23 protein-coding genes are annotated in these 25,746 nt (G+C 69.6%); 10 read left to right on the forward strand and 13 right to left on the reverse strand.

Features of this window, described 5'->3' with window-relative positions:
- Positions 1–74: 74 nt before the first annotated feature.
- From KEG57_RS30755 to KEG57_RS30770, 4 genes are read left to right on the forward strand one after another with little or no spacing between them, the layout of a single operon-like run.
- Positions 75–245 (forward strand): hypothetical protein, encoded by a 171-nt coding sequence (locus tag KEG57_RS30755; protein ID WP_272425071.1) that lies wholly within the window; start codon positions 75–77, stop codon positions 243–245.
- 13 nt (positions 246–258) lie between these two features.
- Positions 259–1,284: a lysylphosphatidylglycerol synthase transmembrane domain-containing protein gene (locus tag KEG57_RS30760; RefSeq protein ID WP_272425072.1), complete on the forward strand. Its 1,026-nt coding sequence runs from the start codon at positions 259–261 to the stop codon at positions 1,282–1,284.
- A 19-nt stretch (positions 1,285–1,303) separates the two neighbouring features.
- Positions 1,304–1,903, forward strand: a complete 600-nt coding sequence (locus tag KEG57_RS30765) for an SMI1/KNR4 family protein (protein WP_272425073.1) — start codon at positions 1,304–1,306, stop codon at positions 1,901–1,903.
- A gap of 13 nt (positions 1,904–1,916) precedes the next feature.
- Positions 1,917–2,906 carry an RluA family pseudouridine synthase gene (locus KEG57_RS30770; protein WP_272425074.1) on the forward strand — a complete coding sequence of 330 codons (990 nt, stop codon included), beginning with the start codon at positions 1,917–1,919 and terminating at the stop codon, positions 2,904–2,906.
- A gap of 126 nt (positions 2,907–3,032) precedes the next feature.
- On the opposite strand, the gene KEG57_RS30775 is transcribed toward KEG57_RS30770, so the two are convergent.
- Positions 3,033–3,296 (reverse strand): hypothetical protein, encoded by a 264-nt coding sequence (locus KEG57_RS30775; protein WP_136931342.1) that lies wholly within the window; start codon positions 3,294–3,296, stop codon positions 3,033–3,035.
- A 483-nt stretch (positions 3,297–3,779) separates the two neighbouring features.
- Here KEG57_RS30775 and KEG57_RS30780 point away from each other — a divergent pair, with 483 nt between their 5' ends.
- The 3 genes from KEG57_RS30780 (at position 3,780) to KEG57_RS30790 (ending at position 5,117) form a co-directional block, all read left to right on the forward strand.
- Positions 3,780–4,475, forward strand: a complete 696-nt coding sequence (locus KEG57_RS30780; protein ID WP_272459096.1) for a hypothetical protein — start codon at positions 3,780–3,782, stop codon at positions 4,473–4,475.
- A 101-nt stretch (positions 4,476–4,576) separates the two neighbouring features.
- A complete protein-coding gene (locus tag KEG57_RS30785) occupies positions 4,577–4,828 on the forward strand; it encodes an addiction module protein (protein ID WP_272425076.1) in 252 nt (83 codons plus the stop codon).
- Positions 4,806–5,117, forward strand: coding sequence for a hypothetical protein (locus tag KEG57_RS30790; protein ID WP_272459097.1), 312 nt, complete (start codon positions 4,806–4,808; stop codon positions 5,115–5,117). The genes KEG57_RS30785 and KEG57_RS30790 overlap by 23 nt, the downstream gene beginning before the upstream one ends.
- On the opposite strand, the gene KEG57_RS30795 is transcribed toward KEG57_RS30790, so the two are convergent.
- Both KEG57_RS30795 and KEG57_RS30800 read right to left on the reverse strand, forming a co-directional pair.
- Entirely contained in the window at positions 5,101–6,501 is a 1,401-nt protein-coding gene (locus KEG57_RS30795; protein WP_272425079.1) for a hypothetical protein, read from the reverse strand. The two genes, KEG57_RS30790 and KEG57_RS30795, sit on opposite strands and share 17 nt — an antisense overlap.
- Positions 6,498–7,115, reverse strand: a complete 618-nt coding sequence (locus KEG57_RS30800) for a Maf family protein (RefSeq protein WP_272459098.1) — start codon at positions 7,113–7,115, stop codon at positions 6,498–6,500. Before KEG57_RS30800 ends, KEG57_RS30795 begins: the two co-directional genes overlap by 4 nt.
- 183 nt (positions 7,116–7,298) lie before the next feature.
- Between KEG57_RS30800 and KEG57_RS30805 the strand changes: the two genes are divergently transcribed.
- Entirely contained in the window at positions 7,299–9,293 is a 1,995-nt protein-coding gene (locus tag KEG57_RS30805) for an OmpA family protein (RefSeq protein WP_272459099.1), read from the forward strand.
- On the forward strand, positions 9,290–10,132 hold the full coding sequence (locus KEG57_RS30810; protein ID WP_272459100.1) for a PPC domain-containing DNA-binding protein: 843 nt from the start codon (positions 9,290–9,292) through the stop codon (positions 10,130–10,132). The genes KEG57_RS30805 and KEG57_RS30810 overlap by 4 nt, the downstream gene beginning before the upstream one ends.
- A gap of 27 nt (positions 10,133–10,159) precedes the next feature.
- On the opposite strand, the gene KEG57_RS30815 is transcribed toward KEG57_RS30810, so the two are convergent.
- The 10 genes from KEG57_RS30815 to KEG57_RS30860 all read right to left on the reverse strand — a co-directional run bounded on the left by KEG57_RS30815 (position 10,160) and on the right by KEG57_RS30860 (position 24,687).
- Positions 10,160–10,750 carry a polysaccharide biosynthesis/export family protein gene (locus KEG57_RS30815; protein WP_272425083.1) on the reverse strand — a complete coding sequence of 197 codons (591 nt, stop codon included), beginning with the start codon at positions 10,748–10,750 and terminating at the stop codon, positions 10,160–10,162.
- Positions 10,750–12,135: a hypothetical protein gene (locus tag KEG57_RS30820; RefSeq protein ID WP_272425084.1), complete on the reverse strand. Its 1,386-nt coding sequence runs from the start codon at positions 12,133–12,135 to the stop codon at positions 10,750–10,752. The genes KEG57_RS30815 and KEG57_RS30820 overlap by 1 nt, the downstream gene beginning before the upstream one ends.
- Positions 12,136–12,172: 37 nt before the next feature.
- Positions 12,173–12,751, reverse strand: a complete 579-nt coding sequence (locus KEG57_RS30825; protein ID WP_272425085.1) for a hypothetical protein — start codon at positions 12,749–12,751, stop codon at positions 12,173–12,175.
- A 194-nt stretch (positions 12,752–12,945) separates the two neighbouring features.
- Positions 12,946–14,376, reverse strand: coding sequence for an AgmX/PglI C-terminal domain-containing protein (locus KEG57_RS30830; protein WP_272425086.1), 1,431 nt, complete (start codon positions 14,374–14,376; stop codon positions 12,946–12,948).
- A gap of 98 nt (positions 14,377–14,474) precedes the next feature.
- Positions 14,475–15,056 (reverse strand): hypothetical protein, encoded by a 582-nt coding sequence (locus KEG57_RS30835; protein ID WP_272425087.1) that lies wholly within the window; start codon positions 15,054–15,056, stop codon positions 14,475–14,477.
- A 22-nt stretch (positions 15,057–15,078) separates the two neighbouring features.
- Complete coding sequence (locus KEG57_RS30840; protein WP_272425088.1) at positions 15,079–15,330, reverse strand: hypothetical protein; 252 nt, start codon at positions 15,328–15,330, stop codon at positions 15,079–15,081.
- 52 nt (positions 15,331–15,382) lie between these two features.
- Entirely contained in the window at positions 15,383–16,990 is a 1,608-nt protein-coding gene (locus KEG57_RS30845; RefSeq protein ID WP_272425089.1) for a tetratricopeptide repeat protein, read from the reverse strand.
- Positions 16,987–21,354, reverse strand: coding sequence for a tetratricopeptide repeat protein (locus KEG57_RS30850; protein ID WP_272459101.1), 4,368 nt, complete (start codon positions 21,352–21,354; stop codon positions 16,987–16,989). The genes KEG57_RS30845 and KEG57_RS30850 overlap by 4 nt, the downstream gene beginning before the upstream one ends.
- 2 nt (positions 21,355–21,356) lie before the next feature.
- Positions 21,357–23,765, reverse strand: coding sequence for a tetratricopeptide repeat protein (locus KEG57_RS30855; RefSeq protein ID WP_272425091.1), 2,409 nt, complete (start codon positions 23,763–23,765; stop codon positions 21,357–21,359).
- Between the two features lie 22 nt (positions 23,766–23,787).
- The gene (locus tag KEG57_RS30860) at positions 23,788–24,687 is read right to left on the reverse strand and encodes a hypothetical protein (protein ID WP_272425092.1); all 900 of its coding nucleotides are present in this window, start codon (positions 24,685–24,687) and stop codon (positions 23,788–23,790) included.
- Between the two features lie 431 nt (positions 24,688–25,118).
- Between KEG57_RS30860 and KEG57_RS30865 the strand changes: the two genes are divergently transcribed.
- Positions 25,119–25,745 carry an RNA polymerase sigma factor gene (locus tag KEG57_RS30865; protein WP_272425093.1) on the forward strand — a complete coding sequence of 209 codons (627 nt, stop codon included), beginning with the start codon at positions 25,119–25,121 and terminating at the stop codon, positions 25,743–25,745.
- Position 25,746: the final 1 nt, after the last annotated feature.

A 25,746-nucleotide genomic window follows, 5' to 3' on the forward strand; every position in this document is an offset into this window, starting at 1 on the left:
ACCGCGTCCTTGTCGCGTCGTGGAGAATACCGCTTCTTGCCCTTCCCCCTAGGCCCGTGTAACGACGAGCCCGCGTGAACTCGCTTCAGACGAGAACGGAACGGCCCCCCGAGGGCCTGGCCCGCGGAATCGTGGTCGCGCCCAAGTGGGCCGTCGCCGCGCTCGGCGCTGCTGTGGTGCTGGGCGCGATCATCTACCTCGTCGTGCGCGTCCGTCGCGCCCGGAAGAACCTGAGAGCGCCTTGAACGGAGCGGACTCTTGAACACGCTGGTCCGTCGCGTCGTGGTGGTGATGCTGCTCGGCGTCGCCCTCTACGGCGGCCTCGTCCTCTACCGCGACGCGAACCTCATCGCCGCGCGCCTCGCGACGTACGCTTGGTCCACGTTCGGGATCGCCTGCGCCCTCGCGTTCGGGAACTACCTCCTGCGCTACTTCAAGTGGGAGTACTACCTCGCCCGGCTCGACATCCGCGGCGTGCCCAAGTTCGAGAGCCTGCTCGTGTTCCTGTCGGGGTTCGTCCTGACGGTCACACCCGGCAAGGTCGGCGAGGTCTTCAAGTCGCTGATCCTGTTCCAGCTCCGCAAGGTGCCGATCGAGCGCACCGCGCCGATCGTCATCGCCGAGCGCGTGACCGATCTCATCGGCGTGATCGCGATCATCGCCATCGGCAGCGCGAGCTTCCCCGGCGGCGCGATCTGGGCCGGCATCGGCGCAGTCACCGTGGTCGCGCTGCTCGTCTTCGTCTCGGTCCCCGCGGTGAGCGGCGCCGTCGTGCGGCTTCTCCCCAAACTCCCGGGGCCGCTCGGGCGCGTGGGCGGCAAGGTCGCGCCGAAGATCGAAGAGGCGCTCTCGGGCCTCCGCACGATCGTCTCGCCCGCGCAGCTCGTGTGGCCGACGCTGCTCTCGATCGGCGCGTGGTCGCTCGAAGGTGTGGGGCTCTGGGTGATCCTGCGCGGCTTCGGTGAGCAGGCGTCGATGCCGCTCACGATGTTCTTCTACTCGACGGCGACGCTCGCGGGCGCGCTCGTGCCGGTCCCGGGTGGGCTCGGCGTGACGGAAAAACTGCTCGAAGAGCAGATGTCGCGGCTCGGCGGCGTGGAGGCGGCGACGTCGACGGCGGCCATGATCCTCGTGCGGTTTGCCACGTTGTGGTTTGCCGTCGCCGTCGGGTTCGCGGCGCTCGGGCTGCTCCGCGCCAAACATGGCGCGGCCGTTCTCGGCGGGCAGCCCGTGCCGGAAGGGTCCGGAGATCAACGGAATCTCTTGACAGAACGCACGCCTTGACGGTCGGCTACGCGGAGCCATGGCGACCATCGAACGAGGGATCGGGCTGGTACAGCGCGTCATCGAGGAGCTCTCGAAGCGCCCGGAGGGAGCGGGCGTGGTCGGCGCGAGCTCGAGCGCGCTCGACGCCCTCGAGTCCAAGCTGATGGTGGAGCTGCCGCCGACCCTGCGAACGTTCCTCGCCTACGACTTCACGTTCGCGAGCTTCGGCAAGCGCTTCAAGGGCCGGCACCGCTTCGGCACCGATCCACGCGCACCGCAGCCGAAGATGAGCTCGGTCCGCAAGCTCGCCGAGGCGATGGTCGAGCTCGGATGGACCGACTCGCGCATCCGCGGCAAGGTCGTGCGTCTGCCGAACAAGCCAGGGCAGCCCTGGAACGCGCTCTACCTCGGCGAGGCGCGGCGCGACGGCGAGCTCGTGATCCTCGGCCTCGAGAACGACGAGACGAACGTGCGCGTCTTCCCGCGGTACACGGCCTTCGACCTCTACCTCGCGCACCAGCTCGGCGTGCTCAAGCTGCGCCAGAGCGCGATGCTCGACGACCTCGACTCGCACCTCGCGCACAACCCGGAGCTCGTCTCGCGCGAAGAGGACGAGGACGAGAGCACGGACTACTGATTCGCGGTCCGTGATGCGACGCGCGCCCGAGCCCCTCGTCACCTCGTCGTTCGAAGCGAGCGCGACCGATCCGCGCGACCGCCTCGACAAGCTCGTCGTGCGCCTGCTGGAGAAATCAGGCACGGCCGCATCACGCGCCGCGGTGCAGCGCTGGATCGAGAACGGGCGCGTGCTCGTCGACGGCAAGCCGGGCCGCGCGTCGATGGCCGTCGCCGCGGGCGCGCGGATCGACGTGACCCCGGAGCCGCCGGAGCCTTCTCGCGCGGAGCCGGACGCGTCGATCCCGCTCGCCGTGGTGTACGAGGACGCGCACCTCGTCGTCATCGACAAGCCCGCGGGGCTCGTGGTGCATCCGGCGAAGGGGCACGCGAGCGGGACCCTGGTCAACGCGCTGCTCGGCCGCGGCGGCTTCGAACGTGCGGGCGCCGATCCGCGGGATCCCGAGGGGCACTTGCGGCCCGGGATCGTGCATCGGCTCGACAAGGACACGAGTGGTCTGCTCGTCGTGGCGAAGGATGCGGAGACACGCGAGGCGCTGAAGGCGTGCTTCGCGAAGCACGACATCGAACGCGAATACGTGGCCGTCGTCGTGGGCGAGGCGAAGGAGGCGACCTTCGAGACGCTGCACGGCCGGCATCCGACGGATCGGCTGCGGTTCACGACGCACGTGCAGGAGGGCAAGCGCGCGGTGACGCGCGTGCACGTGCTCGAACGGCTCGGACCGGCGACGCTCGTCGCGTGCCGTCTGGAGACGGGGCGCACGCATCAGATCCGCGTGCACCTGTCGGAGCGGGGGAAGACGCCGATCCTCGGCGATGCTCTGTACGGGAAGCCGCCCCGGGATCCGGGGCTCCGCGCGATCGCGGAGTCGCTCGGGCGTCAGGCGCTGCATGCGCGGGTGCTCGGCTTCGAGCACCCGGCGACGGGCAACCGTCTGCACTTCGAAAGCCCGATCCCCGCGGACATGGCCCGCGTGATCGAGGCGCTGCGGCGAGCCTGCTGAGAAGGGGCGTTGCCCCTTCACCCCACCAGGGGCTGTCCGCCCCTGGACCCGGACCAGGCACGGCCTGGACCGAAGGTGGATGAACTGCGCAATGCGCAGTTCATCCAGGCCGAGCAAGCCGCGTTGCTACCAGATCTTCGACTTCACGTGCCCCTTCGACTTCACGAGGATGTCGACGATGGCGCGGTCGTAGAAATTCTTGGCGTAGAGGTCGGGGGAGACGCGGCTCTTGTAGAGGGCGCGCCCCTCCTCGATCTCCTCGGCGAGGACGGTGAAGAGATCGTCGTTCTGGATCCCTTGGACGATCTTCTCTTCGTTGTAGAGCGAGAGGTCGCTCGCAATGGCGCGCGCCAAACGGCGTGCGGCCTCCTCGGTCTCGATCAGGGGCATCGGGTCGTCTCCTCCGAACCTCGAACAGCGGACTCCAGCTAGAGCCCTCAGGCGCAAGAATGCTCGGGTTCGCGGAGCGTGTCAAAGTCGCGGTGATCGGGCTGCCGGAGGCGAACCCGGAGAGGCCTCTGGACGGCACAGAAGCGTGCGGGATCGCACAGGGATGGGCGTCTGCAGCGCGCAGAGGTGCATCGGGGGTTGATCTGCGGGGGTTCGGGGCTCTGCGGAGCGACGCGTCGTTGGGGTTCGAGGCGGATCGGCGCGGCGCGGAGGAGTGTCCATGCGTGCACGGCAGGACGACTGCTCGGCGCAGAAGGGGATCCCGGCGCGGTGGGGAGGGGTTCTGCATGCGGCGGAGGTGCTCGCGAGCGCGATGTCCACGGTTCTGATCAAGACAGGGCCGTATCCGTTCCTGCTCGGGTGGTGTCCTGCCCTTGTCAGACGGAACCCTCATGGTTAGCCCTTCCGGTTCTGGAGGCGCACATGGCGGATCGGTACATCGACGACGGCGAGGTCAGCGAATACGGCAGGCATTTCGTGACGGAGGCGAAGAAGCTCGTCGGGGCTTCGGAGCTCGTGGACGTCGCGAAGCTGATCGCGCGGGTGCTCGGCGCGGTGGAGGCGGTGGAGACGGAGCTCGCGAAGGTGAGGAGCCAGCGGAGCGAGGTGCGCACGGAGCGCGGGGGGACGGGCGAGGCAGAGGAGGCCGTGCGCGACGTGGTGACGCGGTTCCATGCGTATCTGCGATCGCTACCGAAGGGGACGAGCTTCGATTTCGAGGCGTTTTACCCGGGGAAAAACCTGGGTGAGGTCGCGGCGCTGAAGCCGGCGGATTTGGTCACCAAGGCGGCGGACGTGCTGCGAGGGTTCGACGTCGCGCGGAACGCAGGGCTCGATGCGTTCGTGCCGTGGAAGCAGGAGATCGCCGGGGCACGCTCCGCGCTCGACGCGTCGCTGTCGGGCAAGAGCGGGGCGGCGAATCGGTCGGTGACGACGACGGCGGGGCTCGCGGCAGCGCGGGCTCACTTTCTGAAGACGTACAACCAGGTGGCGAAGCCGATCGTGCGCGGGGTTTTGAATGAGCTCGGGCGGGGGGAGGAGGTTCGGCTGTTCTTCAAGGATTTGACAGTGCAGGAGGGGCGGGGGCGCGGGGGGAACGGGGAGGAGGAGCAGCCGTGAGCCAAGTGGACGACCGAACGAGAAGAACTCGACGCCGCCCCGGGCTGACGGCGCCGCCCGCCCCCGTGCCCGGCGTGCCCGAGCCGTGCTACCTTTGTCCCATGTCCACGCAAGAGCTGCTCGCCTACGTCCTGAAGCTCCCTCGCGAAGAGCGGGTGCAGGTCGCGGAGGCGCTTCTCCTCAGCCTGGAAATCCTCGACGAAGAGGAAGTCGCGGCGACGTGGGCGCCCGAGCTGGAGCGCCGTTCGCGAAAGGTCGCAGAGGGGAAGGTCCAGACCATCGCGTGGGGAGACGCGCGGACGGAACTCCTCACCGAGCTTGCGGAGCGTCGTGCGCGTCGAGCTGCTTTCTGAAGCACGTAGCGAGCTTCAGGCAGCAGCCCACTGGTACGACGAGCAGCAACCCGGGCTCGGGGACGAGTTCGTCGGCGCAGTCTCGCGGGTGATCGAAAGCGTGCGTAAAACCCCCGCGGCGTTTCCGGTTTGGCCCGGCACGGAAGGCGGTCCCACGCTCATTCGAAGAGCCCTCGTCGATCGGTTTCCTTACGCGGTCGCGTTCGAGGTTCACGCCGAGTGCGTGCTCGTGCTCGGCATCCCCCACACGCGGCGGCACCCCCTGTATTGGTTCAAGCGCGCGTTCTAGTCCGCGCGAACACGAGCCCCGCCATCCCCGCAATCAGCGGAAACGTCACGAGCCCGTAGCGTCCCGCGCCGAAAAAAACCGCATGCGTGAGCAGGGTCGCGCCGAGGACGGTCACCGCAGCGGCAGGCAGGACGGGGCCGCGGAGCAGGGAGCGGCCGCCGAGCAGCGCCGCCACGACCAGGGCCGCGTAGGCGACCCACGCGTGCACCTGGAACAAGAACACGAGCCCGAGGCCCACGACGGCGAGCGTGGCGATGCGGCGGGCGCGGCTTGCCGACGTCGAGAGCGCGAGGCCGACGAGCGCGAGGGCGAGGACGCCGCGCTCGTAGAGCGTCTCGGCCACGCCGAGACCGAACTTGCAGCGCTCGCCGCAGGCCGCGCCGTTCGATTCGTGGAGGTACCAGCCGGCGGCGCCGCAGTAGTCGAAGGTCGCGGCGAGTTTTCGCGGGACGAGCGAGAGCCACGCGCCCGGGTGCTCGGTGATGTAGAGCGTGGCCGCGCGGCCGAAGCAGGCGTCCTTGCCCGCTTCGTCCCAGACCTCGCGGCACGCGTCGGGGACCTTGATCGGCGACCACGCGCCGGTCGACGCGGGATCTGCGCCGATGAGCAGGTTCCAGCCGCCGTTGACGCTGACGAGCGCGCAGCGGTTCATGCGCTCGCAATTGCGGATCGTCCACGGCGCGCACACGGCGAGAGCCGCAGCTGTCGCGAGCGCGCCGAAGCCGAGCGTGAGCGCACGCGCACGAGGTCCCGTGAGCGGCGCGACCGCAACGAGCGCGAAGAGCGGCGCGAAGACGAGGCTCTGGGGGCGAACGAGCGTCGCGAGGCCAACGACGATGCCGAGGACAGCGGTGCGTGCCCCGATCGTACGTCGCGCGCCGAGAGGCACGGCGTCACGCACCCATGCGGCCGCCCACGCGGCGCACGCGACGAGCGAGGCCGTGACGCCCTCGCTCATGAGCGCAGGCGTGTACGCGACGAGGCCGGGATGCAGCGCGACGAGCAAGCCCGCCACGAGCGCCGGGCCCGGGGGAACCGCGCGCGCCGCGAGGCGATGGACGGCGACGGCCGCGAGCGCGCCGAGCAAGCCGTTGAGCGCCATCGCGACGCCCGGATGCGCGCCGAAGAGCGCGTACGCTCCACCAATGAGCGCGGGGTATCCGACGGGGTAATGCGCGGCGTACGTGACGACGCCGTCGGGCCAGAGCCACGTGTAGCCGAGGCCTGCGGCAACACGCTCGGCGATGCGGTGATAAAACGTGCCGTCCGCGGCCTCTGGAAAGCGCGACGCGGCCCAAGCGATGACGGCGAGCCGCGCGACGAGCGCGGCCGCGAGCACGATCCAGGTGTCCCGCGAGCGGGGCGCCGCGCGCTCGGACGTCACGCGACCGGGGGGCGTGGGAAACGCCCGAGCAGGCCCGCCCCGCGCAAGGCGGCGATCACCTCGCACGCAGGGAGGCCTACGACGTTGGAGTACGAACCTTCGATCCGCGCCACGGCAAAACTCCCGATGCCCTGGATCGCGTACGCGCCGGCCTTGTCGAGCCCTTCGCCGGTCGCGGCGTACGCCTTGATCTCGTCGGCGTCGAGCGCGCGGAAGAAGACGCGCGTGCGCACGGTCTCGGCGTGGACGGGGCGGGTGGGATCGGCGCCGGAGGCGATGGCGAAGCGGGTCCAGACTTCGTGCTCACGCCCCGCGAGGGCCGTGAGCATGGCCCGCGCTTCGGCGTCGTCCGCGGGCTTTCCGAGCGCTTTTTCGTCGAGGATCACCGACGTGTCGGCCACGAGCACCGCGCCCACGCCCACCGCGTGGGGCACCGCTCGGGCGAGCTTGTCCGCCACGATCCGCTCGAGGTAGGGCCCCGGCTCCTCCCCCGGCAGAAGCCGCTCGTCGATGTCGAGGGACACGACCCGGAGGGGCAGGCCGAGCGTCCCGAGGATCTCGCGGCGCCGCGGCGACGCCGAGCCCAGCAGCAAGGGGTGCGTTTCGTCGATCATGGCGGGTTCCGGGCCTTCGCGGCGCGCCTGTCCTACCACGGCTTCTTCGACATGGCAGGCTCGCCGCGTTTGCCGTTTTGACTCCGGACGGGAAAGGAGTAGACGTGCAGCGCGCCGTACGCCGGACGCGTCCGCCTCTCGCGGGCACGAAAGGCGCTGGGACCGGGCCCGGACCGACCTGCCATGACATTCCTTCCTGCCCAGAAGCCCCATCGCCTTCGCTTGCTCGGCTCGCTCCTCGCGGCCACCTCCGCCTTGACCTTCGCGCCCGACGCCGCGCACGCGCAGTGTGATCCGCGCGCCGAGATTTCAGGCTGCATCAACGCGGACAACCTCTGGGTGCACGCGGGCGCAGGGCCGTTCCTCTCGCTCGGCACGCCCGTGCTCGCGCCCTCCGGCAAGGCCTCGTTCGGGCTCGCACTCAGTTATCTCTCGCGGCCGATCGGCCTGCGCGTCGCGTCGCCGGATCCCGACGGGACCATCGTGCCCGTCGTCGACAACGCCGTGAACGCGACCTTCCTGTGGTCGCTCGGCGTGCACGATCGACTCGAGATCACGGCCGCCGTGCCGATCACGTTCTACCAGGACGGCACGGGCGCCGGCATCGCGACGGCAAGCGACGACGAGCTGCCCCGGAGCTCGATGCGCGACGTGCGCTTCGGCTTCGCCGCGTCGATCCTTCCTCGTCCTCGCTCGGGCAGCGCCGACGGCGCGAGCATCATCGGCCGCTTCGAGCTCGCCGTGCCCGCAGGTGATGCCCAGGCGTTCGCGAGCGGCCGGACGATCACGTGGTTCCCGTCGGTCCTCGCGTCGTACCGCCGCGGCCGCTTCGAGGCCGGTGTCGAGGCGAGCGCGCGCATCCGCGGCGAGTCGCGCCTGGTAAACGCGCGCGTCGGCTCGCAGCTCGGCGGCTCGCTCGGCGCGTCGTTCGACATCCTGCAAGACGGGTGGCTCACCGCGGCCGGCGAGGCGTTTGCCCTGTACAATTTCGCCACGCAGGCCCCGCCCGCGCGCACGGTCGATGAGCCCGAGAGCCCCGCGTTCGTGCCTGCGGAGTGGATCCTCTCGGCGACGACGGCGCCGATCCTCGGCGGCGACATGTCCTTCACGCTCTCCGGCGGCGGCCCGATCCCGTTCTCGTCCGAGGCCGCGGTCACCACGCCGCGCTTTCGCTTCGGCCTCGCCGCGCGTTACGCGCCCACGGGCCGTGACGTCGACAGCGACGGCGTGCTCGATCGCGACGACAAGTGCGTGAAGGTCGCCGAGGATCGCGACGGCTTCGAGGACGGCGACGGCTGCCCCGATCTCGACAACGACAAGGATCGCATCCCCGACACGCAGGATCGCTGCCGCGACGCGGCCGAGACGGTCGACGGCTTCAAGGACGACGACGGCTGCCCCGATCCCGACGACGACGAGGACGGCGTGCTCGACGAGGCCGATCAGTGCCGCAACGAGGCCGAGGACAAGGACGGCTTCCAGGACACGGACGGCTGCCCCGATCCCGACAACGACGGCGATGGGCTGCTCGACAAGGTCGATCGTTGCCCGAACGGCGCCGAGGACAAGGACGGCTTCAAGGACGACGACGGCTGCCCCGATCCCGACAACGATCTCGATCAGGTTCTCGACGCGGCCGATCAGTGCCCCGACGCGCGCGAGGATCTCGACGGCTTCCAGGACGACGACGGTTGCCCCGAGGTCGACAACGACGAGGACGGCGTCGCCGACAAGGCAGACAAGTGCCCGCTCCAGGCCGAGACGATCGACGGCAAGGACGACGCGGACGGCTGCCCCGAGGCGGGCGCGAAGTCGCTCGTGCGCTGGTCGGGTGATCGCATCATCGCGGAGACGCCCGTGCGGTTCGCCCCGGGCAAGGCGGATCTGGCCAAGCCGATGGAGGAGATGCTGCGGCAGATGGCGCAGCTCGCTCTCGGCCGCGCTCCGCTCGCCACCATCGTCATCGAGGGGTATGCCGACCGTGCCGGCGACGAGTCGCCGAAGGCCCTTTCGCTCGCCGAGAAGCGAGCGATCGTGGTGAAGGATGCGCTCGTGGCCGCCGGCCTGCCGGCGGATCGCATCACGGCGGCGACAGGAGATTCGGGGGAAAAGCGCGCTGCGACCGTGCCGCAGTTCGAGATCACGGTGCAGCGGGACAAACGAGGAAAGCGTCGATGAACGTCGTCGAATCGAAGGGTATTCGCCATCTCGTCGTGAGAGCCGAGAGCGGCGAGGAGCTGCCGCGCGCGCTCGCGCAGGCGCTCGATGAGGCCTCCGCCAGGGCCGGTCGGCTGTCGGGAACAGGTGTGCTCGACAGCGTCGAGCTCGCGAGCGTCGACGCGGACGGCGCGCGTGTGACGCGGCGGATCGACACGCCCGTGATGGCCGTCTCGATCACGGGCAACATCGCGCAGGACGGCGCGGCCGTGAGCGTGCGGCTCTACGCCACGCTCGTGCAGGAGAGCCCGTTCGGCCTGCAGACGGTCGCCGGCGAGATCCTCTCGGCGCGCGCCCTCTCGCTCGAGGTCTTCGCGACCGCGCTCGACGACGTCGCGCTCGTACGGCAGGGCGACGATCGCTCCTTTGCCGCTGCCGCCTCGTCGCAGGCGCAACCGCAGGCCCAGCCGCAACCGCAACCGCAAGCGCCCTCCCCTCCCCCGGCGCGCGCCGCGGCGCCTGCCCCGCGCATCACGCACCCGGAGCCGCCCCGCGCGCCCGCCCCGTTCCCTGCGGCCGCGCCCGCAGCGCCCGCCGAGCTCCCTTCGGCCCCGACGCCGCTCGCGCGTCCGATGCAGCACCGCGACGACGTGGAGGTCTACCCGGAGACCGGGGACCTCGTGAGCCACTTCCACTTCGGCGAGTGTGAGGTCATGAGCTCCGACGGCGAGCGCATCCGGCTGCGGCAGGAGAAGGACGGCCGCGTCCGCGAGGTCGCGCTCGGCATGCTCAAGATCGAGGCGCCGACGACCGATCCCGCCACGGGCAAGCGCCACTTCCGTTTGTCCCGCAAGCACTGACGCCCGGACAACCCCGGCGTCGAACGCCTACCACACGCGCTGCGGAATGTTGATCGAGTCGCCTGCCTGGAGCGGGACGTCGGGGATCGCGTTGTCGATGATGTCCTCGACGCTCACGATGGCGGCGCGCGTCTTGTCGCCGACCTGACGGCGGATCGTGACCTTGTCGCGGGCGGCCATCTGGTTGAAGCCGCCCGCGAGCGAGATCGCGCGGAGCAGCGTCATGCCGGGCTCGAAACGCAGCGAGCCCGCACGCTGCACCTCGCCGAGCACCTCGACGCGCTTGGAGTTGTACTCCTTCACGCTCACGCTCACGATCGGGTCGGTCAGGATCTCGTCGTCGACGAGCCGCTTGCGCACGGCCTCGGCGATCTGCTGCGGCTCGAGCCCGGCGACCTTGAGGCGCTTGATGTACGGCAGATCGACCGTGCCGTCGGGCGCGACCGTGAACGCCGTGGGCAGGTTGTCCTCGCGTACGATGCGCATCTCGAACACGTCGCCCACGCCTATGGTCGCGTTGCTCACGGGGGCTGGCAGATCCGCGGGGCGCGGACGCCCACCGCAGGCGACGAACATCGTGCCGATCGCGAGTGTCGCGAGGAGGTCGCGCCTCCGCATCACATGAGCCAGCGGGCGCCCAGGTAGGCCTCGAACTGCTGCCACTGGAGCTTGTCCTCGCCGATGCCGGGGATGGTGAGAGAGTTGTCGCTGATGCGCGAGTTGTAGCGCAGCGTCGTGTTGACGCCGAACGCGTCCTTGAAGCGATACTCGGCGAACCCCGAGGCGTCGATGCGGATGTCGGTCCAGGGGTTTTCCTGGATGCTCGGCGTGTTGATCGACGGGTTGACGAGCGCGGCGACGCCGGCGTCGACGATCACGACGAAACGGCCGCCGAAGAAATACGTGAGCTTCAGGTAGCCGCGATCGCGCTCGAAGAACGAGCCGATGTACGAGTCGTAGAAGTCACGCGTGAAACCGAGCGAGACGGACGAGAGCGTCGTGCTCGCGGCCTGCGGATCGGAGCTCGGGTTCGGCGTGAGGAAATAACGGAGCTCGGCCTGGCCGATGACGCTATCGAAGTCCTGGACGGTCTCTTCCGTCTCGGTGGAGCTCGGGTCGTAGAAGCTCGCGCCCCAGCCGGCCATGAGCAGCGCGCCGAAGTTTTTCGTGATGAGGCCGTTGTAGCCGATCTGCACACGGAGCGGCGTCGAGCCCGTTTTGTCGCTCGGATCGAGGTACTGAACGATGCCGATGCGAGCGTCGTAGAGGAGCGCGGAGCGTGGCAAGAAGCGCCAGCGGCCTCGCGTCTGGAAGGTGTGGTGGATGTTCGTCAGGCCGGTGAAGCGGTTCGACTCGAACACCGTGCCGGCGAAGTTGTAACCGATGCGCCAATCGAGCAGGCCGCTGCCCGGGTTCCAGACGAGCTCGGCACCCGCGTTCGGCGTGAAGCGGTTGTAGCTCTCGGAAAAATCCTCGCGGATGACGCCTTCCTGCGTGGGCTGGATGAGGCGTCCGACGCTCGCGTAGATCGATCCGGACCAGGGGCGCGAGGGCAGGATGTTCAGGCGCACGTCGAACAGGCCGCTCAGGTTGCGCTGCTCCCACATGCGCTCCTTGCCCTCGGTCGGGCCGGAGACGGGGAAAAACTCGTTGTAGGTGACCGAGAGCCCGCCGGAGAACTCGGCCGTGGGCGGCGCCTGCGTGGTGGAGCCGCCCTTGCGCTGCGGGCCGAGCGTCGAGAACGAGAACGACGGCGTCACGCGCAGGCGCATCGCGCCCACGGGCTCGCCCGCCGCGTCGCCCTCGCTCGCGCGCAGGAAGAAGTTCGAGTCGTAGCCGAACTCGAGGGCGACGCCCGGGTGCAGCTCGTAGTCGCCGACGCGGTAGCCCGGGCCCACGGTGAACCGGCGATCGGCAAGCCAGGGTTGGTCCTGACCGAACGCCGTGGCGGGCGCGAGGGTCGCGAAGGAGAGGGCCGCGATCAGGAGGCCACGGGTCTTCATGGGATCAGGTGAGGCTGAGGCGGTCCGGACCAACGCGTCACTTGATCACGCTCGCGGAGGGCGGCGGCTCCTGGACGATGATGGGAGGCGGGTAAAACGCCGGATCGTCGGGGATCCCAGGATCGATCTGCGTGACCGTCGACGTCTCGCCGAGGATGTCGGCGTCTTTCCCGATGCACTGGTTCGCCTCGGCCGTGAGCTGCTCGACGCGCTGCCGCAAGACGCCGAGGATCGTGAACTCGTGGGACGACAGATCCGCGTCGTCGCGCTTCACCGCGAGATCGAGCGACTGCCGGCGCTCGCGCGCGCTGCGCAGCGTCACGTCGATCTGGTTGAGTTTGTCGTTCAGGCAGAGCGTCTTCACCACGTCGCGCTGCGCCCGCGCCTCTTCGAGCAGGCGCCGCACGACGCTGCGCGCGCTCTCCATGCGAGCGAGGTACGTGTCCGTCTCCTGAAGCTGCTGCGCGGGCGTCAGCGTGACCTGACGCTGCAACCCCGCGTTCGTGTCGGGCGGCGCCGGAGGCGCGCCTTGCGCCTGCGCGGACGCGATGCCGGCCGCAACGAGCAGCGAAAGCGCGCAGAGCGCGCCGAAGCCGAGCATCCGTTCTCGCTGCATCGAAGTCCTCCGAAGGGCCAGACGGGGTCACTATAGAAGCGGGCGAGCGCACCTGTCAACGCGGGCAGGCGGAGAAACCCCGGGAAATCCAGCCGTTTGCGCGGCCGGTCCACGATGGTCTCTCGGGCATTCTGTTGCGGCGCGGGGGAGGAACATTCACGCGCCCTGGACGCGAGCAGGATCGAGGCGCGCGATTACTGGCTGACGAACGAAACCGGGATGACGACGGTCGCGCCGCCGCCCTCGGGGGGCGAGAACTGCGCGCTCTGCACGCGCGCCACGACGCAGGAAATGACGTCACCCGAGAGGCCGCCGCCGCCCGAGGGCGACGCGGAGAGGACCTCGCCGTTCGGGCCGATCTTCGCGGTGATGCGCACCGAGCCCTTCATCGTCGGGTCGGCCTGCAGGCCGCGGTTGTAACAACGGCGGAAGCCCGCGGCCATGCCGGCCACGACGGACGAGGCGTTCGCGACGTTACCGCCGGAGACCGCTGCGCCGCCGACGTTCGCGCTGCCCGTCGGCCCCTTCACCGTCTTCGCCGCGCCCTGCGAGCTCGCCGCGGTTGCCGCCTGCGTGTCGCCGATGTTCGCGAGGCCGCCGCCGCCGGCCGCGCCGGGGCGAACGGTGCCGCCGCCCGCGTTGCCCAGGTTCAAGCCCGCGATGCCGCCGAGGCCCGCGCCCGCGCCCGAGGCGGCCGCGTTGTCAAGCAGGCCGAGCGGGACGTCGCCACGATCGAGCACGCCGGCCGTCGCGTTGCCCGAGGCGTTCAGGGCGCCGAGCATCTGCATGTCGAGCTGGTTCAGCTCGTTGGCGATCGCCGCCGCGCGCGTGTCGCTGATCTTGCCGCCGCCCGCGCCCTTCGCTGCGGACGCGCCTGCCGAAGGCTTCGGCGCCTCGGCCGGCGCGGTCGAGGCCGGCGTGGGCTGCGTGTCGGTCTCCTTCGGCTGCTCGACCGGCGGCGGCGGGGGCAAGCTGCGCACGGTCTCGAGGATCTGCGCGACGTCGACCTCGTCGTTGACGAGCGGATCCATCCAGTCCGAGTAGATGGTGCCGACGGCGCCGAAGTGCAGGAGGAACGAGAACGCCGCGATGATCGTGGTGGTCCAGTCGATCGACTGGACGAATCCGCCGCGCACCGAGGCGGGGAGCTGCGGCTTCGGCTGGGGCGGCGGCGCAGCGACGAACTGGAAGAGGAAGGTCGTGTCGCCGACGACGATCTTGCCACGGGCGTCGTCGCTGAGCGGCACCTGGAAGGCCTGCACCTGGCCGACGCTGACCTTCTTCGCCTGCGATTTCAGCGAGGCGAGGTCACTCACGCCGGTCTTCAGCGCGACGCGGCCGGCCATGCCTTCGAGGAAGTTCAGCGCGTATTCGTTTCCTACGAGCTCGAACAGCCGAAAGCTCGGCGGCACGTTCTTGCTCGGCGTGACGAACATGCTCTTTTCGCTGGGGCCGATGGTGACGTGGGTGCGCTGCTTGATGATGCGCTCCTCGATCACCTTGCCGCCCTGGACGACCCCGACGCGCAGGACCTTGGGGCCCGTCGCCTGGTTCATGGCCCGCATGACCGCGGTCATCTGACCGGGCTTCGTCCCGGACCCCGTCTGCGTCGTCGTCTGCGTCATGAAAAGGGCCTCCGCCTGGGGCGATGAAGACGCCCAGCCGACACGGAAGTTTCAACCGGAAGGGTACACAAGCGCGGGAGATCGGTAAAGCACACGGCTCACGCGCCGCGTCTTCGGCCCGGGCGAGGCGCTCGCGGGGGGGCGCCTGGGGCTATGCGCTCGCGCAGGCCGAGGGCGTCGACGAGCGCGTCCACGGCTTTTCGCTGGTCGTCGGCGAGCTCGCGGGCGCGACGACCGAGGGCAGCGCAGGTGGCCGCACCGCCAAGGCCGACGACGAGGAGCGCGGGCGCGGCGAACGAGATCGATCCGGGGCGGAGGAGGACGGTGATCACCGCGAGGAGGAGGCCTCCGTAGGCGGCGATGCGCGTGGCGGCGCCGGGCCAGGATGCGCTCGCGTCGAGGGCGAGCTCGATCTCGGCGAGGAGCTCGTCGACGGCGGCGCTGCGGGCGTCGTCGGAGGTGTCGTCAGTCGACGCGATCACCGCGGCGAGGCGGCGCTCGACGCTGCCTTCCGGCGCACGCGCGGCGAGGGCCGCAGCGCGTTCGTTCATGGGGATGCGCTTCAGCGCGACAAGGAGCTCGGCGGTTTTGCCGGAGGTCGCGCGCCGGACGCGCGCGAGGTGCGCCCACGCGAGGAACACGGAGGCGAGGGCGATGAGGGCGCCGAGCGCGAGAATCAAGCGTCGAGGCGGGATCGTTGGATCAGAAAGGATCTTTGAAGATGGCCTCCTCGATGCGATCGAGGAACGGCTGCCGCAGCTCGGCGAGCGTGAGCTTCGGTTGGATGCGGCTCACGTCGACCGCGGCGATGGGCTTTTCGATGCGGCCGGTGATCGTGACCTCCGACAGCGTGATCGCGCCGCGAGGTTTTTTGTCCTTTTCTTGGGCCTCCGCGGTTCGTACGGACGAACCGAGGATCACGAGCCCGGCGAGGATCAGCATCGCTCTCCGCATGCGCGACCTCCGTTCCACAAGATGCTTCGTCTGACGGGCGCCGTCCATGTGCCTAGAAGCCCGGGGGCGGCGTAGAGAAAGGCGCGACGATGGTGCTCGTCGGCGTGGGCGCCGGCGCAGGGGGCGGCGCGGGTGTAGGCGCAGGCGCGGCGGAGCTACCATCCGGCGGCGCAGGCGCAGGCGGCGGGGCCGCAGAGTTCGCAGGCGGCGGCGGGGCCGCGGAGTTCGCGGGTGGCGTGCCCGTAGGCGCCGTGTTCGGCAGAGGCGGGGCTGCATCCGAAGCACCAGCATCCGCGTTGCTCGCCGGGCTCGGGAGCGAAGCGACGGGCGCAGGTGCTTCGGCAGCAGCAGCGGCCGCGGCCGAGAGCTCGCCTTCCTTGAGCTTCGCGCGCTGGAGGAGCTCTTCGGAGTCGTCGCGCTCTCCTTTGCGCCGGAGCTCTTGATACTTCTTCAGCTCGACGATCGCCTCGGCGACCTGCTGCTTGGCCGACATGCCGGGGACGCTGGGCGCGAAGAGGTAAAGCAAGCCGAGGTCGTAGTGGACCTGCGGCATGGAGGCGTCGCGCGCGAGCACCCACTCGAACTCGCGCTTCGCGTCGCCGTAACGGCCGAGCAAACGATACGTGTCGCCGAGCGCGAGGTGCGCGGGGAGGTTGTCGCCGTCGTAGCGGACCGCGCCTTCGAGGAGCGGGAGCGCCTCCTGGCCGTTGCCCGCTTCGAGAAGCATCGCGGCGAGCTGCACGCGCGCCTCGACGAGATCGGGCCTGCGTTGCACGGCGCGGCGGAAGTTGTCCATGGCGCCGGCGCGCTGGGATTGCTCACGCAGGATGAGGCCACGCAGCAGCAGCGCCTCGGGGTTTTCCTTGTCGCGCGGAGGATTGTCCGTGCCGAACCCGTCGAGGATCGCCTGGAGCGCGTAGAGCGCGAGATCGAGCCTGCGGTTGCGGTAGTGGTCACGGGCGATCACGACCATCGCAGGCCGGTAGTCCGGGTTGATCTTGAGCGCTTCCTGCGCGAGGCGTTGCGCCGATCCGGTGTCCTTCTGCAGGCTCTTCACCTCGGCGAGCGTGGCCGTGACCGCGGCCGAGCGAGGCATGGTGGCGCGCTTCTCGGTGAGAAGGCGTTCGGCCTCGCCGAGGTTGCCCTTCCGCGCTTGCAGCATCGCGTAGGCGATGATCGCGGGCTCGTAGTCGGGCGTGATGGAGAGGGCCTTCTGGTAGCTCGACGCGGCCTCGGGCTCGCGCAGGCGCTCCTGCACGGCGCCGAGCGAGTAGTGCGCGTGGTGCGCGCGCGCGTCGGTCTGGATGACCTGCTGGAAGAGGCCCTTCGCCGCGTTGAGATCCCCCGCGGCGAACGCAGCCATGCCTTGTTGATAAGGCCCAGCCGCAGCAGGCGGGAGCGGCGCGGGCGGGGGCATCGGCGGCGCCGTCGTGAGCGTCGGCGGCGCGCTCGGCGTCGGGCTCATGCCCACGACCGGCGGGGCTTGGCCCATCGGCTGGCCCCACGGGTTCATCCCGTTCGGGCCATTCGGATACGCGGCCGAGGGTTGCGGCGGCGTCTGCGGCTTCTGCTGCGAGGTCGTCTCCTCGCAGGAGGCCGCGAGGAGCGGCACGAGCGCGCACGCGAGAGCCGCGAAAACCAGGCGAGGCGAACGCTTCATGGCAACGTCACCGGGAGCGGCGCGGGCAGGCCGTCGGGCTGGAGCGCGGGCGCCATGCCCGGCCGCGTGCGCAGGAACATGCCGTCCTGGTACTGGAACGGCTGCCCCGTCTCGGGATCGATGATGCCCTGGCTCATGTCGCGGATCTTCGCGTCGCCGAGGATGTCCGTGAAGAACGCGAGCCTCTGGATCGCCTGGTCGACCTCGGGGTTTCGCACGTTCCACGCTCGCGCGTAGACCACGGCTTGCACGTAGAACTTGATCATGGCGCGGTCGGCGTCGTTGAGGAGCCGCTCGCGCGCCTCGCGCCACTGCTCGCGGCGCTTCTGGCGGATGGCGTCCGCGGTCTCCTGCAGGTCCTCGCGATCGCTCGTCTCCGCGAGCTTGAGGAGCTTCTCCTCGCGGTCGGTGTAGAGCTTCAGGCCCGGCGGGCGCGTGTTGTAGAGGCCCGTGCGGCACGAGTCGTAGAGCGAGCCTTGTCGCGCGAAGGCCGCGACGGACAAGGCGCGCGACTCGTACGTCTTGATCACGGACTGTAGGTCGTTGAAGTGCGTGTCGCCCGCCTTCTTGAGGTCATCGGAGTACGTCTTGACGACCTTGTCGATGACGCCGGCGTAGCGGTGGTGGCCGGCGTCGTAGTCCCACGACTGCCGGAGCTTGTCGTTGATGACGCCATAGGCGCACTCGGCGGCCATGTCGGCTTGCATCGTGCCGAGCGCCTTCTTGCCGTCGACGGCGGCGAACGCCTTGAACTTGTCGAACGCGCCGGTGGTGTTGCGGCACCACTCGAACGCCTTCGGATCACCGGCCGCCTTGCGCATCTTCGCCGCGTGGTAGGCCGCCTGGACGAGAAACGGCGTGGCCGCCGGCGTCAGGCGGTTCATCTCGTAGTAGCCCTCCATCGCGTCCATCGCCTTGATGCGCGCGGCCTTGTTCGCGCCCTCGTCGAGCCCCTTCTCGTCCCACGCCTTGAGGTCGGCCGACGCGACGATGTAGTCGATCTCGGCCTTCTGCTCGATCGGCGCCTCGAGGTTCAGGAACCCGTTGCGCGAGGCGATCATGCGATCCCGCTCGCCCACGTTCGCGTAGAGGAGCACCGCGCTGCGGGCCGCCTCGCGCCGCGCCGGTTTTTCGAAGCGGCCGTTGCGCGAGATCGTGTCGTACGTCTCGGCGGCGGCGCGGTAGTTGAAGAAGAGCACGTACGCCGCGCTGAGCGCGTCGTAGGCCTGCTTCAGGTACTTCACGCGCTCGGCGTAGCGCTTTGGATCCGCGGGCTTCGGCGGCTTCGCGGCCTCGTCGCCCTTCTCCAGCTTCGAGAGGTTCGCCTCGCTCCCGTACTCCTTGATGAAGAGCGTGTACATCTCGATGGCCTGGTCGTAGTCGCCGACCTGCTTGTAGCAGTACGCGCCGTTCATCGCGGCCTCGGGCGCCTCGTCCCGCGCCGGGGCCTTTTCGAGCGCCACGCGGTAGAGCGCCGCCGCCTCGCGCCACGCCTGCACGCGCTCGGGGCCGTCGGGCATCTTCTCGGCCTTCTCGAACTTCGCCGCGGCGTCGACGTAGTAGCCGCGCGAGATCGTGGGCTGGGCGATGCCCGTCTCCTTGAGCTTCTGCTCCTCGCTCACGGCGCAGCTCTTCGCCATCGCGGCCTCGGCGAGCGCGCGCGAGCGCGGCACGTCGTTCTCGAGGTTCGCCATCGTCGTGAGTTTTTCCCACGCGAGGTAGCCGAACGGCGTCTTGCCGCACTGCTCGGCGTAGATCGGCTCGAGCCTGCGGCGCGCCTCGGGGAAGTTGCCGTAGAGGAAGAAGAACTCGGCCGACTGGTACGCGTAGAGATCGCTGTTCTTCTGATCCTGGTTCGTCTGCGGATCCCGCGTCGAGAGATCACTCGCCGGAGGCACGCGCTGGATGTACTCGTCGCGCGCGGCGACCGCGTCCTTGATGACCTTCGGCAGCTCCTCGGCGACGACCTTCTGCTTGTCGTTCTCCGTGACGATCTTGAGGCCCGTGCGTTGCTCGATCCCCTCTTGCCCGCCGGTGCGCTTGTAGAGCTTGTACTGGTCGAGCAGCGCCTGGTACGCGGTGTCGACGACCATGAACGCCGCGGGCTGCAGGTGCTTGTCGTCCTCGTTCGAGTCGCGGACGTCGACGGCGGTGCGCCGCGCGGTCTCGACCTCGTCGACCGTCGGCGAGCGATCCATCGCCACCTGGATCACCACGACCATGTGGTTCGCGTCGGCGAGCCAGTAGCGGCTGTCGTACGCATCGGGCGCGTTCTCGTCCTCCTGCAGGACGCCCTGCCAACCGAGCGCGGCCATGCGGTACTCGGAGAGCGCACGTTCGAAGAGCTTGGTGCGCGTCTCCTGCTCGCCGCTCTGGATCGCTGCGTTCACGAGCGCGCTGCCCGCGTTCGTGTGATCGGCCGCGGCGCGTCGCAGGCCGCCGCGCACGAGGCGTTCGGCGGTCTGGATGGCCTCGGGATCGTCCTTGTTCGCCTCGACCCACGGCGTCTTGCCGACGTAGTTCGCGAGCTTCGTGCGCGCGTCGAGGGCTTTGGCCGCGTTCTCCGCGCGCTCGGCCGTGCCCTCGCGCGACTGGCCCGTGAGCGTGTCGTAGATGTCCGCGATCTGCGCCTGCATGACGGGCGCATCGCGGTGCATCGGCCACTTTTTGAGGATGAGCTCCGAGACCTCGATCGTGTTCCGGTACTGGTTCAGCTCCTTGAACTCGGCCGCGAGCGCTTTGTAGATCTCGACGGACCACTTGCGATCCTGCGGGATGAGCGCCGCGTTCTGCACACGCTCGATCGCGATGCGCATCTTCTGCTCGCGGATCCGCGGGTCCTGCTCGAGGTCGAGGATGTCGCTGCGCGGGACGAAGGGCTCGTCGGCCGCAGGCCCCGTGAAGTCGAGGAACGTGAGCGCGCCGGCGATGTACGTGTACGACTCGCCGCGGAAATCCGTGCCCGGATCACCCGTGAGTTTTTCCTGTTCGTCGGTGTACTTGAGCAGCTCGACGAACTGCCGGACGCTCGTCTCGTAGCGGAGCTGCTTGAAGTACGTCCAGGCGAGCTTGTACATCGCGACGCCGTAGACGGGCGGCTTTTTGTACTGGAGCGATCGCGTGTACGCGACCTCGGCGCGGTTCAAGCTGAAGGGCCCGCCGCCGGGATCGATCTCGTTGAAGTGGTAGTCGCCGATGAGCCACCAGACCTCGGCGAGGTACCGCGGCTCCGCGCCCTCCGCGACCTTCTGCGGGATCGGCTTGCAGCTGTCGGGGTACGGGTTGACGAAGACGAGCTCGTCCTCGATCGCCGGCGCCTCCGGCTCGGGCTCCGGCTCCTTCTGCTTGCCCTTCCCCTTGGCGTTCGTCTTCTTCGGCGGGGGCTGCGCGGCCTTGCGTTTTGCGGCCTCGCCGATGGGGATCGGGTGCCGCGCCTCCCAGCCGAGCCAGTAGTCGCGATCGTGATCCTGCGGGAGCTTGCCGACCACGTCGCGCGTCGGATCTTTCGGATCCGTAGGAACGGGGTACGGGTAGCGGTCGTGGCAGACGAGCGACCGGAAGACCTGCTGCGCCTCGAAGATCCGCGCCGAGTCGTTCAGCGCGTGGCCGAGGTAGTAGTAGACGCCGGCGAGCTCCTTGTACTGCGGGAACTCGCGGATGATGCGCTTGTAGAGCGCGATCGCGGGCCGGAGGCCGATGGCCAGATCGTCGGAGACGTCCGTGTCCTCGCGGGCGCGCTCCTCGTAGAGCGCCGCGAGGCGGAACATGGCCGTGGGCGTGCTCTCGGGGTGCGCGTTCCTGCCGCTGTACGTATCGACGAACTTTTCGAGGCGGCGGATCGCCTCCTCGCGCGCCGTCCGGAGGTCCCTCTGCTCGACGTCGATCTCGCGATCGAGCGCGGCGATGACGCGGCGCCTTCGCTCTTCGTAGTGCTGCTGGATGATCCGCGTGATCGAGGAGCGGTAGTCGCGCGCGGCCTGCTCGTACGCCGCGGCTTCCTTCTCGAGCTCCGCGAGCACCGCGACCTGCTCGGGCGTGGGAGGAGGAGGCGGAGGCGCCTGCACGCGCGGCTTGAACGCGGGCGTCGGCGGTGGGATGGGCGGCGCGCTCGCGGACGTCGTGGGAGCCGCGCTCGGAGGCGCTGCGGTGGGAGGCACTGCCGTCGGAGGCGCGGCGCTCGACGGCGCCGTGGGAACCGCGCCCGGAGGGGCCGTGGGCATCGCGGCCGGAGGCGCCGTGGGCGCTGCCGTCGGAGGAAAAGGCTGCGGCTGTGACGCGGCGCTTCCCGCGACGCACGTCGCCACGAGGAGCGCGAGGATCGACGACGCGCCACGACCCGACCGCGACGAGGATCGACGAAGCACGCTCATTTGCCCTCCGTCTCGGGCGCGCCGCTGTCGTCGAGGACCTCGTCGAGCTCCTCCCGCAAGAGCTTCTCCTCGCGCGCTCGCTCGACGCGCAGGCTGCGCACGCGGGTCATCTGCTCCTCGCGCACCTCCCACGCCTCCTCGGTGATGCCCACGTCCGCACGCAAGACGATGCTCCGCAGCCGGTCGCGCACGAGGCCGAAGTTCCGCATGGCCACCTCGCCCACGACGCCGCGCGCCTCCTTGTCGAGCCGCTCGAGCTCCACCTCGTACCCCACCACCGCGGCCGTCTCGCGCGCCAGGATCGCCCGCACGTCCGTCGTCCTCCGCGCGACCTCGCGCTCGAGCTCGCTCAACGCCGCGAAGACCTTCGCGTCCGTCTCGTCGCCCTTCTGCAGGAGCGGCGCGACGCGCTTCGCGTAAGCGGCGAGCGATGCACCCCCCTGCCCCGCCATCGCGAGCTGCACCTCTCGCACGATCGCCTCGCGGTACGCCTGCCGTACCTGCGCGTCCTCGATGAAGCGCTGATCGCCGAAGCCGACCTGCATCTTGCCTGCGCCCACGAGCTTGCGGAGGTCCACGATGTGCTTGCGGTAGACCGCGAGATCGCGCTCGTGCACGGCGAGCTCCTGCTCGAAGCGCGCGACCGCCGCCGGATCCCGCACGACGCCCGCCTGCGGCGCCTCGCGCAACATGCGCCGGAGGCCGTTCACCTGCGCCTGGAGCGAGTCCACCTCGAGCGTCATGCGCTGGACCGACTGCGACGCGCCGTTCCACTGCTTGAGCGCCTGCCCCTCGCGCTCCTGGAAATCCGAGTCGTTGACCGGAATCAACCCGAGCCGTTTTTCCAGCGAACGGCGGCGCGCGCGCACCTGTCCGATCTCGCCCGAGAGCGCCGAGGACTCGATCTCGTCCATGCCCTGCCCGATCGAAAGCCGCGCGAGACCCACGCGGTTGATGAGCCCGAGCGCCTTCTCCTCGCCCGCCTTGAGCTCGGGGAACGCGCGGACGCGGTTCGTCGAGGCGACGACCGCGTTCAGCTTCTCGATGAGATCGTTCGACTGCTGAATGAGCTCGCGGCACTGCGCGATGCCCTCGATCACGGCGAACGCGGCCGGGCCGTCCTCCGCCTCGCGCGCCCACTGGATCGCCAGCGTGGGCAAGCCGGAGCTCGAATCGAGGACGTCGAGCTGCTCCTGGCTCAGCTTGTCGTAGTAGACGGCCGGATCGCTGGTCGCGCCGAGGAACGCGTCGACACGCGCGCGCATCGGATCGTAGTTCGCACGTACGCCCTCGTAGACCTTGAGCGACTTTTCGAACTGGCCCGCGCGCAGCATGAGGTCGGCGCGGAGCAGCGAGCCGTCCGCGATGTTCTGGCTGTTCGGATCCGCGACGGAGAGGACCTCGAGAGCCCGCTGTGCGCGCTCGACGTCGCCGAGACGGACGTACACCCAGCCGAGCTCGTACAGCATCGTCCCGAACTCCGGCGAGGATCGGTCGATGTGGTTGTACGCATCCACGGCCTGCGCCCACTGATCCGACTCGTAGAAGAGCCGCCCGATCGCGAGCCATGCCATGTCGATCACCCGCTCGTGCTCCTTCGAGTCCGGCGGGAGCTGCGTGACCTTGCGGAACTGATCGATCGCTCCGACGTAACGGCTCCGCGGCGCGCGCGGCGGCACCTCGCCCTCGGCGAGCGGGACCGGCGGCGGCGTCGCCTCCTTCATGGCCACGACGCCGAGCAGATACCCCGCCTGATGCGCGTACTCGCTCTTCGGATCGACCGGCGCGAGCGCCGCCTTCGCGCCCGCCCAGTCCTTCTTCACGACGAGACCTTTTCCGCGCGCGTACGAAATCCCGCTCGTCACCGCGGCAGGCGGGAGGCGGTTCATCGCGGCGAAGACGTCGTCGAGGTGCCGGTAATCCTTCGTGCGCAGCGCGATGTCGACGAGCCGCTCGAGCGCCTTGCCCTGGTAGGTCAAGAAGCGCGGCTCCTGTGTGCGGTCCGTGATCTTGAAGTAGACGCGCCGCGCCGAGAGGTACTGACGCGACTGGAAGTACGTCTCGCCGAGCAGCGAGAGCGCGTCGGGGTACGCGGTCGGGTGATCGGGGTACTTCTCGATGATCTCGTTCAGCAGCGTCGCCGCGCGCTCCCAGTCCCTCGAGCCCACGAGGAGCACGGCGTCGGCGATGCGCTGCGCGGGCGTACGCTCGCGGCCCTTCGACTTCTGGATCGCGTCCTCGATCGCGCGCAGGCCGTTCGACGCGATCGTGATCTGCTGCGAGGCGCCGGTGATCGCCTGCTCGGGGTCGAGCGCGTGGGCGAGGCTCGGCGCGAGGGCCGCGAAGGCCGCGACGAGGCCCGCGAGGAGCGCCTTCCGCGTGCGGAAACCGCGTGTGCCGTTCATGCGTGCGCCTTCCGGAGATCGCTCACTTGGCGACGCCCTGCGGCGCCGGCGCGCCCGCGGGGGCGTTCGGATCCGAGAGCCCTTGCGTGACCTTCTCGACGAACCGCACCGCGGGGCGCTCCTCGATCGGCGTGGTCACGCCGCCCTTCTCGAACGACACGATCTGCAGCGTCATCGTCTTGCCTTCGAGCGCGGTGAACGAGTGGTTCGAGCGGACCTCGAGCCTGTAGCCGCGCATGTAGGAGAAGACGCCGTAGCCGTTGCCCTGCAGGTTCACGAGGACCTGCACGGTGTGATCGCCGGGCGGGATCGAGCCGTTGAAGATCGGGATCTCGCCGGCCTCGGCGATCGCGCCCGTCTGATCGGTCTTGTTGTACTGAACGGCGCCGTCGAGGACGACGAGCAGGCGCGTGATCTTGAAGGCGCCCGAAAGCTCGTTCGTGTACTTGAGGTTCGCGCGGGAGCCGGCGCCGCCGCTCGACAGGATCGTGTCGCTGAGCAGCGAGAGCCGCGTGTGACTGCGACGGATCTGCTCCTTCAGCTCGTCGATGCGCTGCTCGAGATCCCGCAGTCGCACCGCGTACGTCTGGCCATCCATGCCGGGCGCGGGCTGCTGCGCCCCGGGGGCGGGCTGCGCGCCGGGCATCCCCGCGGGAGGCGCGGGTTGCATGCCGGGCTGCATCGGCGGCTGGGGTTGCAGGCCCGGCTGCGGCTGAGGTTGCATGCCGGGTTGCATCGGCGGCTGCTGCATGCCGGGCTGCGTCGGCGCCGCGGGGAGCGGGGTTTGGCCGGGCGGAACGGCCTGAAGCGCACCGGGGCCGGCCGCAGGCGGTGGCGCCGTGGGGGCCTGGGCGAACGCCGGCGCCACGGTCAGCCAGGTTGCCGCGAAGGTCACGGCGAGCGTCTTCGGGAGCAATCGCATGAAGACCAACCCCAATCGTCGAAGGAAGGCGGGAGGACACGCTGTCGCCCGGCCATGCTTGCCGGCCTTCGCAGTGTACGTTCCGGGAGCGCGCTGATGCAACCGAGGACCCGGCGCGACACGGGAACGTGACGTGGCGTGAATTTGCTGGCGCTCCGTGTCCGCCCTGGCGCGAGGTCTTTCCAAGGCGCCCCGCTACCCAAACTTCGCGGCTCCGCCCGTGTCCCGATCCGGTAAGGTGGCGTCGTGCAGCGACGACCCCCTGCGATCAGAACTTCGGGCCCCGTCGCGCGTCCCATGGAGCAGTTCGACGCTTGGGGCTTCGGGTCGCCTGACGGCGCCCTTCGCCCCAAACCCCGGTTCGCTCTTCGCCACGGCCCCCTTTCGCCCGCCTCCGCATCCGCGGGAGTGCGAGGAACGAGGAGGTGACGATGGCGAGCATCTCTCGCGAGGAGGTGACCGACGAGGTCCTGATGATGCGGTTCCAGGGTGGTGACCGAGCGGCGTTCGCCGGTCTCGTCCGTAGGCACAAGACGAACGTCTACAACTTCATCCTTCGCCAGGTCCGCGCGCCCCAGATCGCCGAGGATCTCGTGCAGGACGTGTTCGTCAAAATCGTGCAGAACGCAGCCGACTTCAAGCATGAGGCCCGCTTCTCCACGTGGGCCTACGCCATCGCCCGGAACGTCTGCATCGACCACCTGCGGAAAGCCGCGCTAAGGCGGCATCCGTCGCTGGATCAGGCCACGAGCACGGGAAGCGGCGAGGAGGGGCCGACGCTCGCCGAGCGCACGGCCGACGCGCACCCCACGGCCTCGGTCGAGCGGGTCGCGATCGGCGCCGAGCTCGGGCATCGGATCACCCACGCCGTGGAGCGGTTGCCCCCCGAGCAACGCGAGGTCTTTCTTTTGCGGGAGATCGGCAACGTGCCGTTCAAGGACATCGCCGAGATCACCGGGGTGCCGGAAAATACCGTCAAGAGCAGGATGCGATACGCCCTCGAGCGCTTGCAGGAAGCGCTCGCCGAGTACGAGGACTACGCTCGAGCCCTGCGATAAA

The sequence above is a fragment of the Polyangium jinanense genome, from assembly GCF_028435365.1.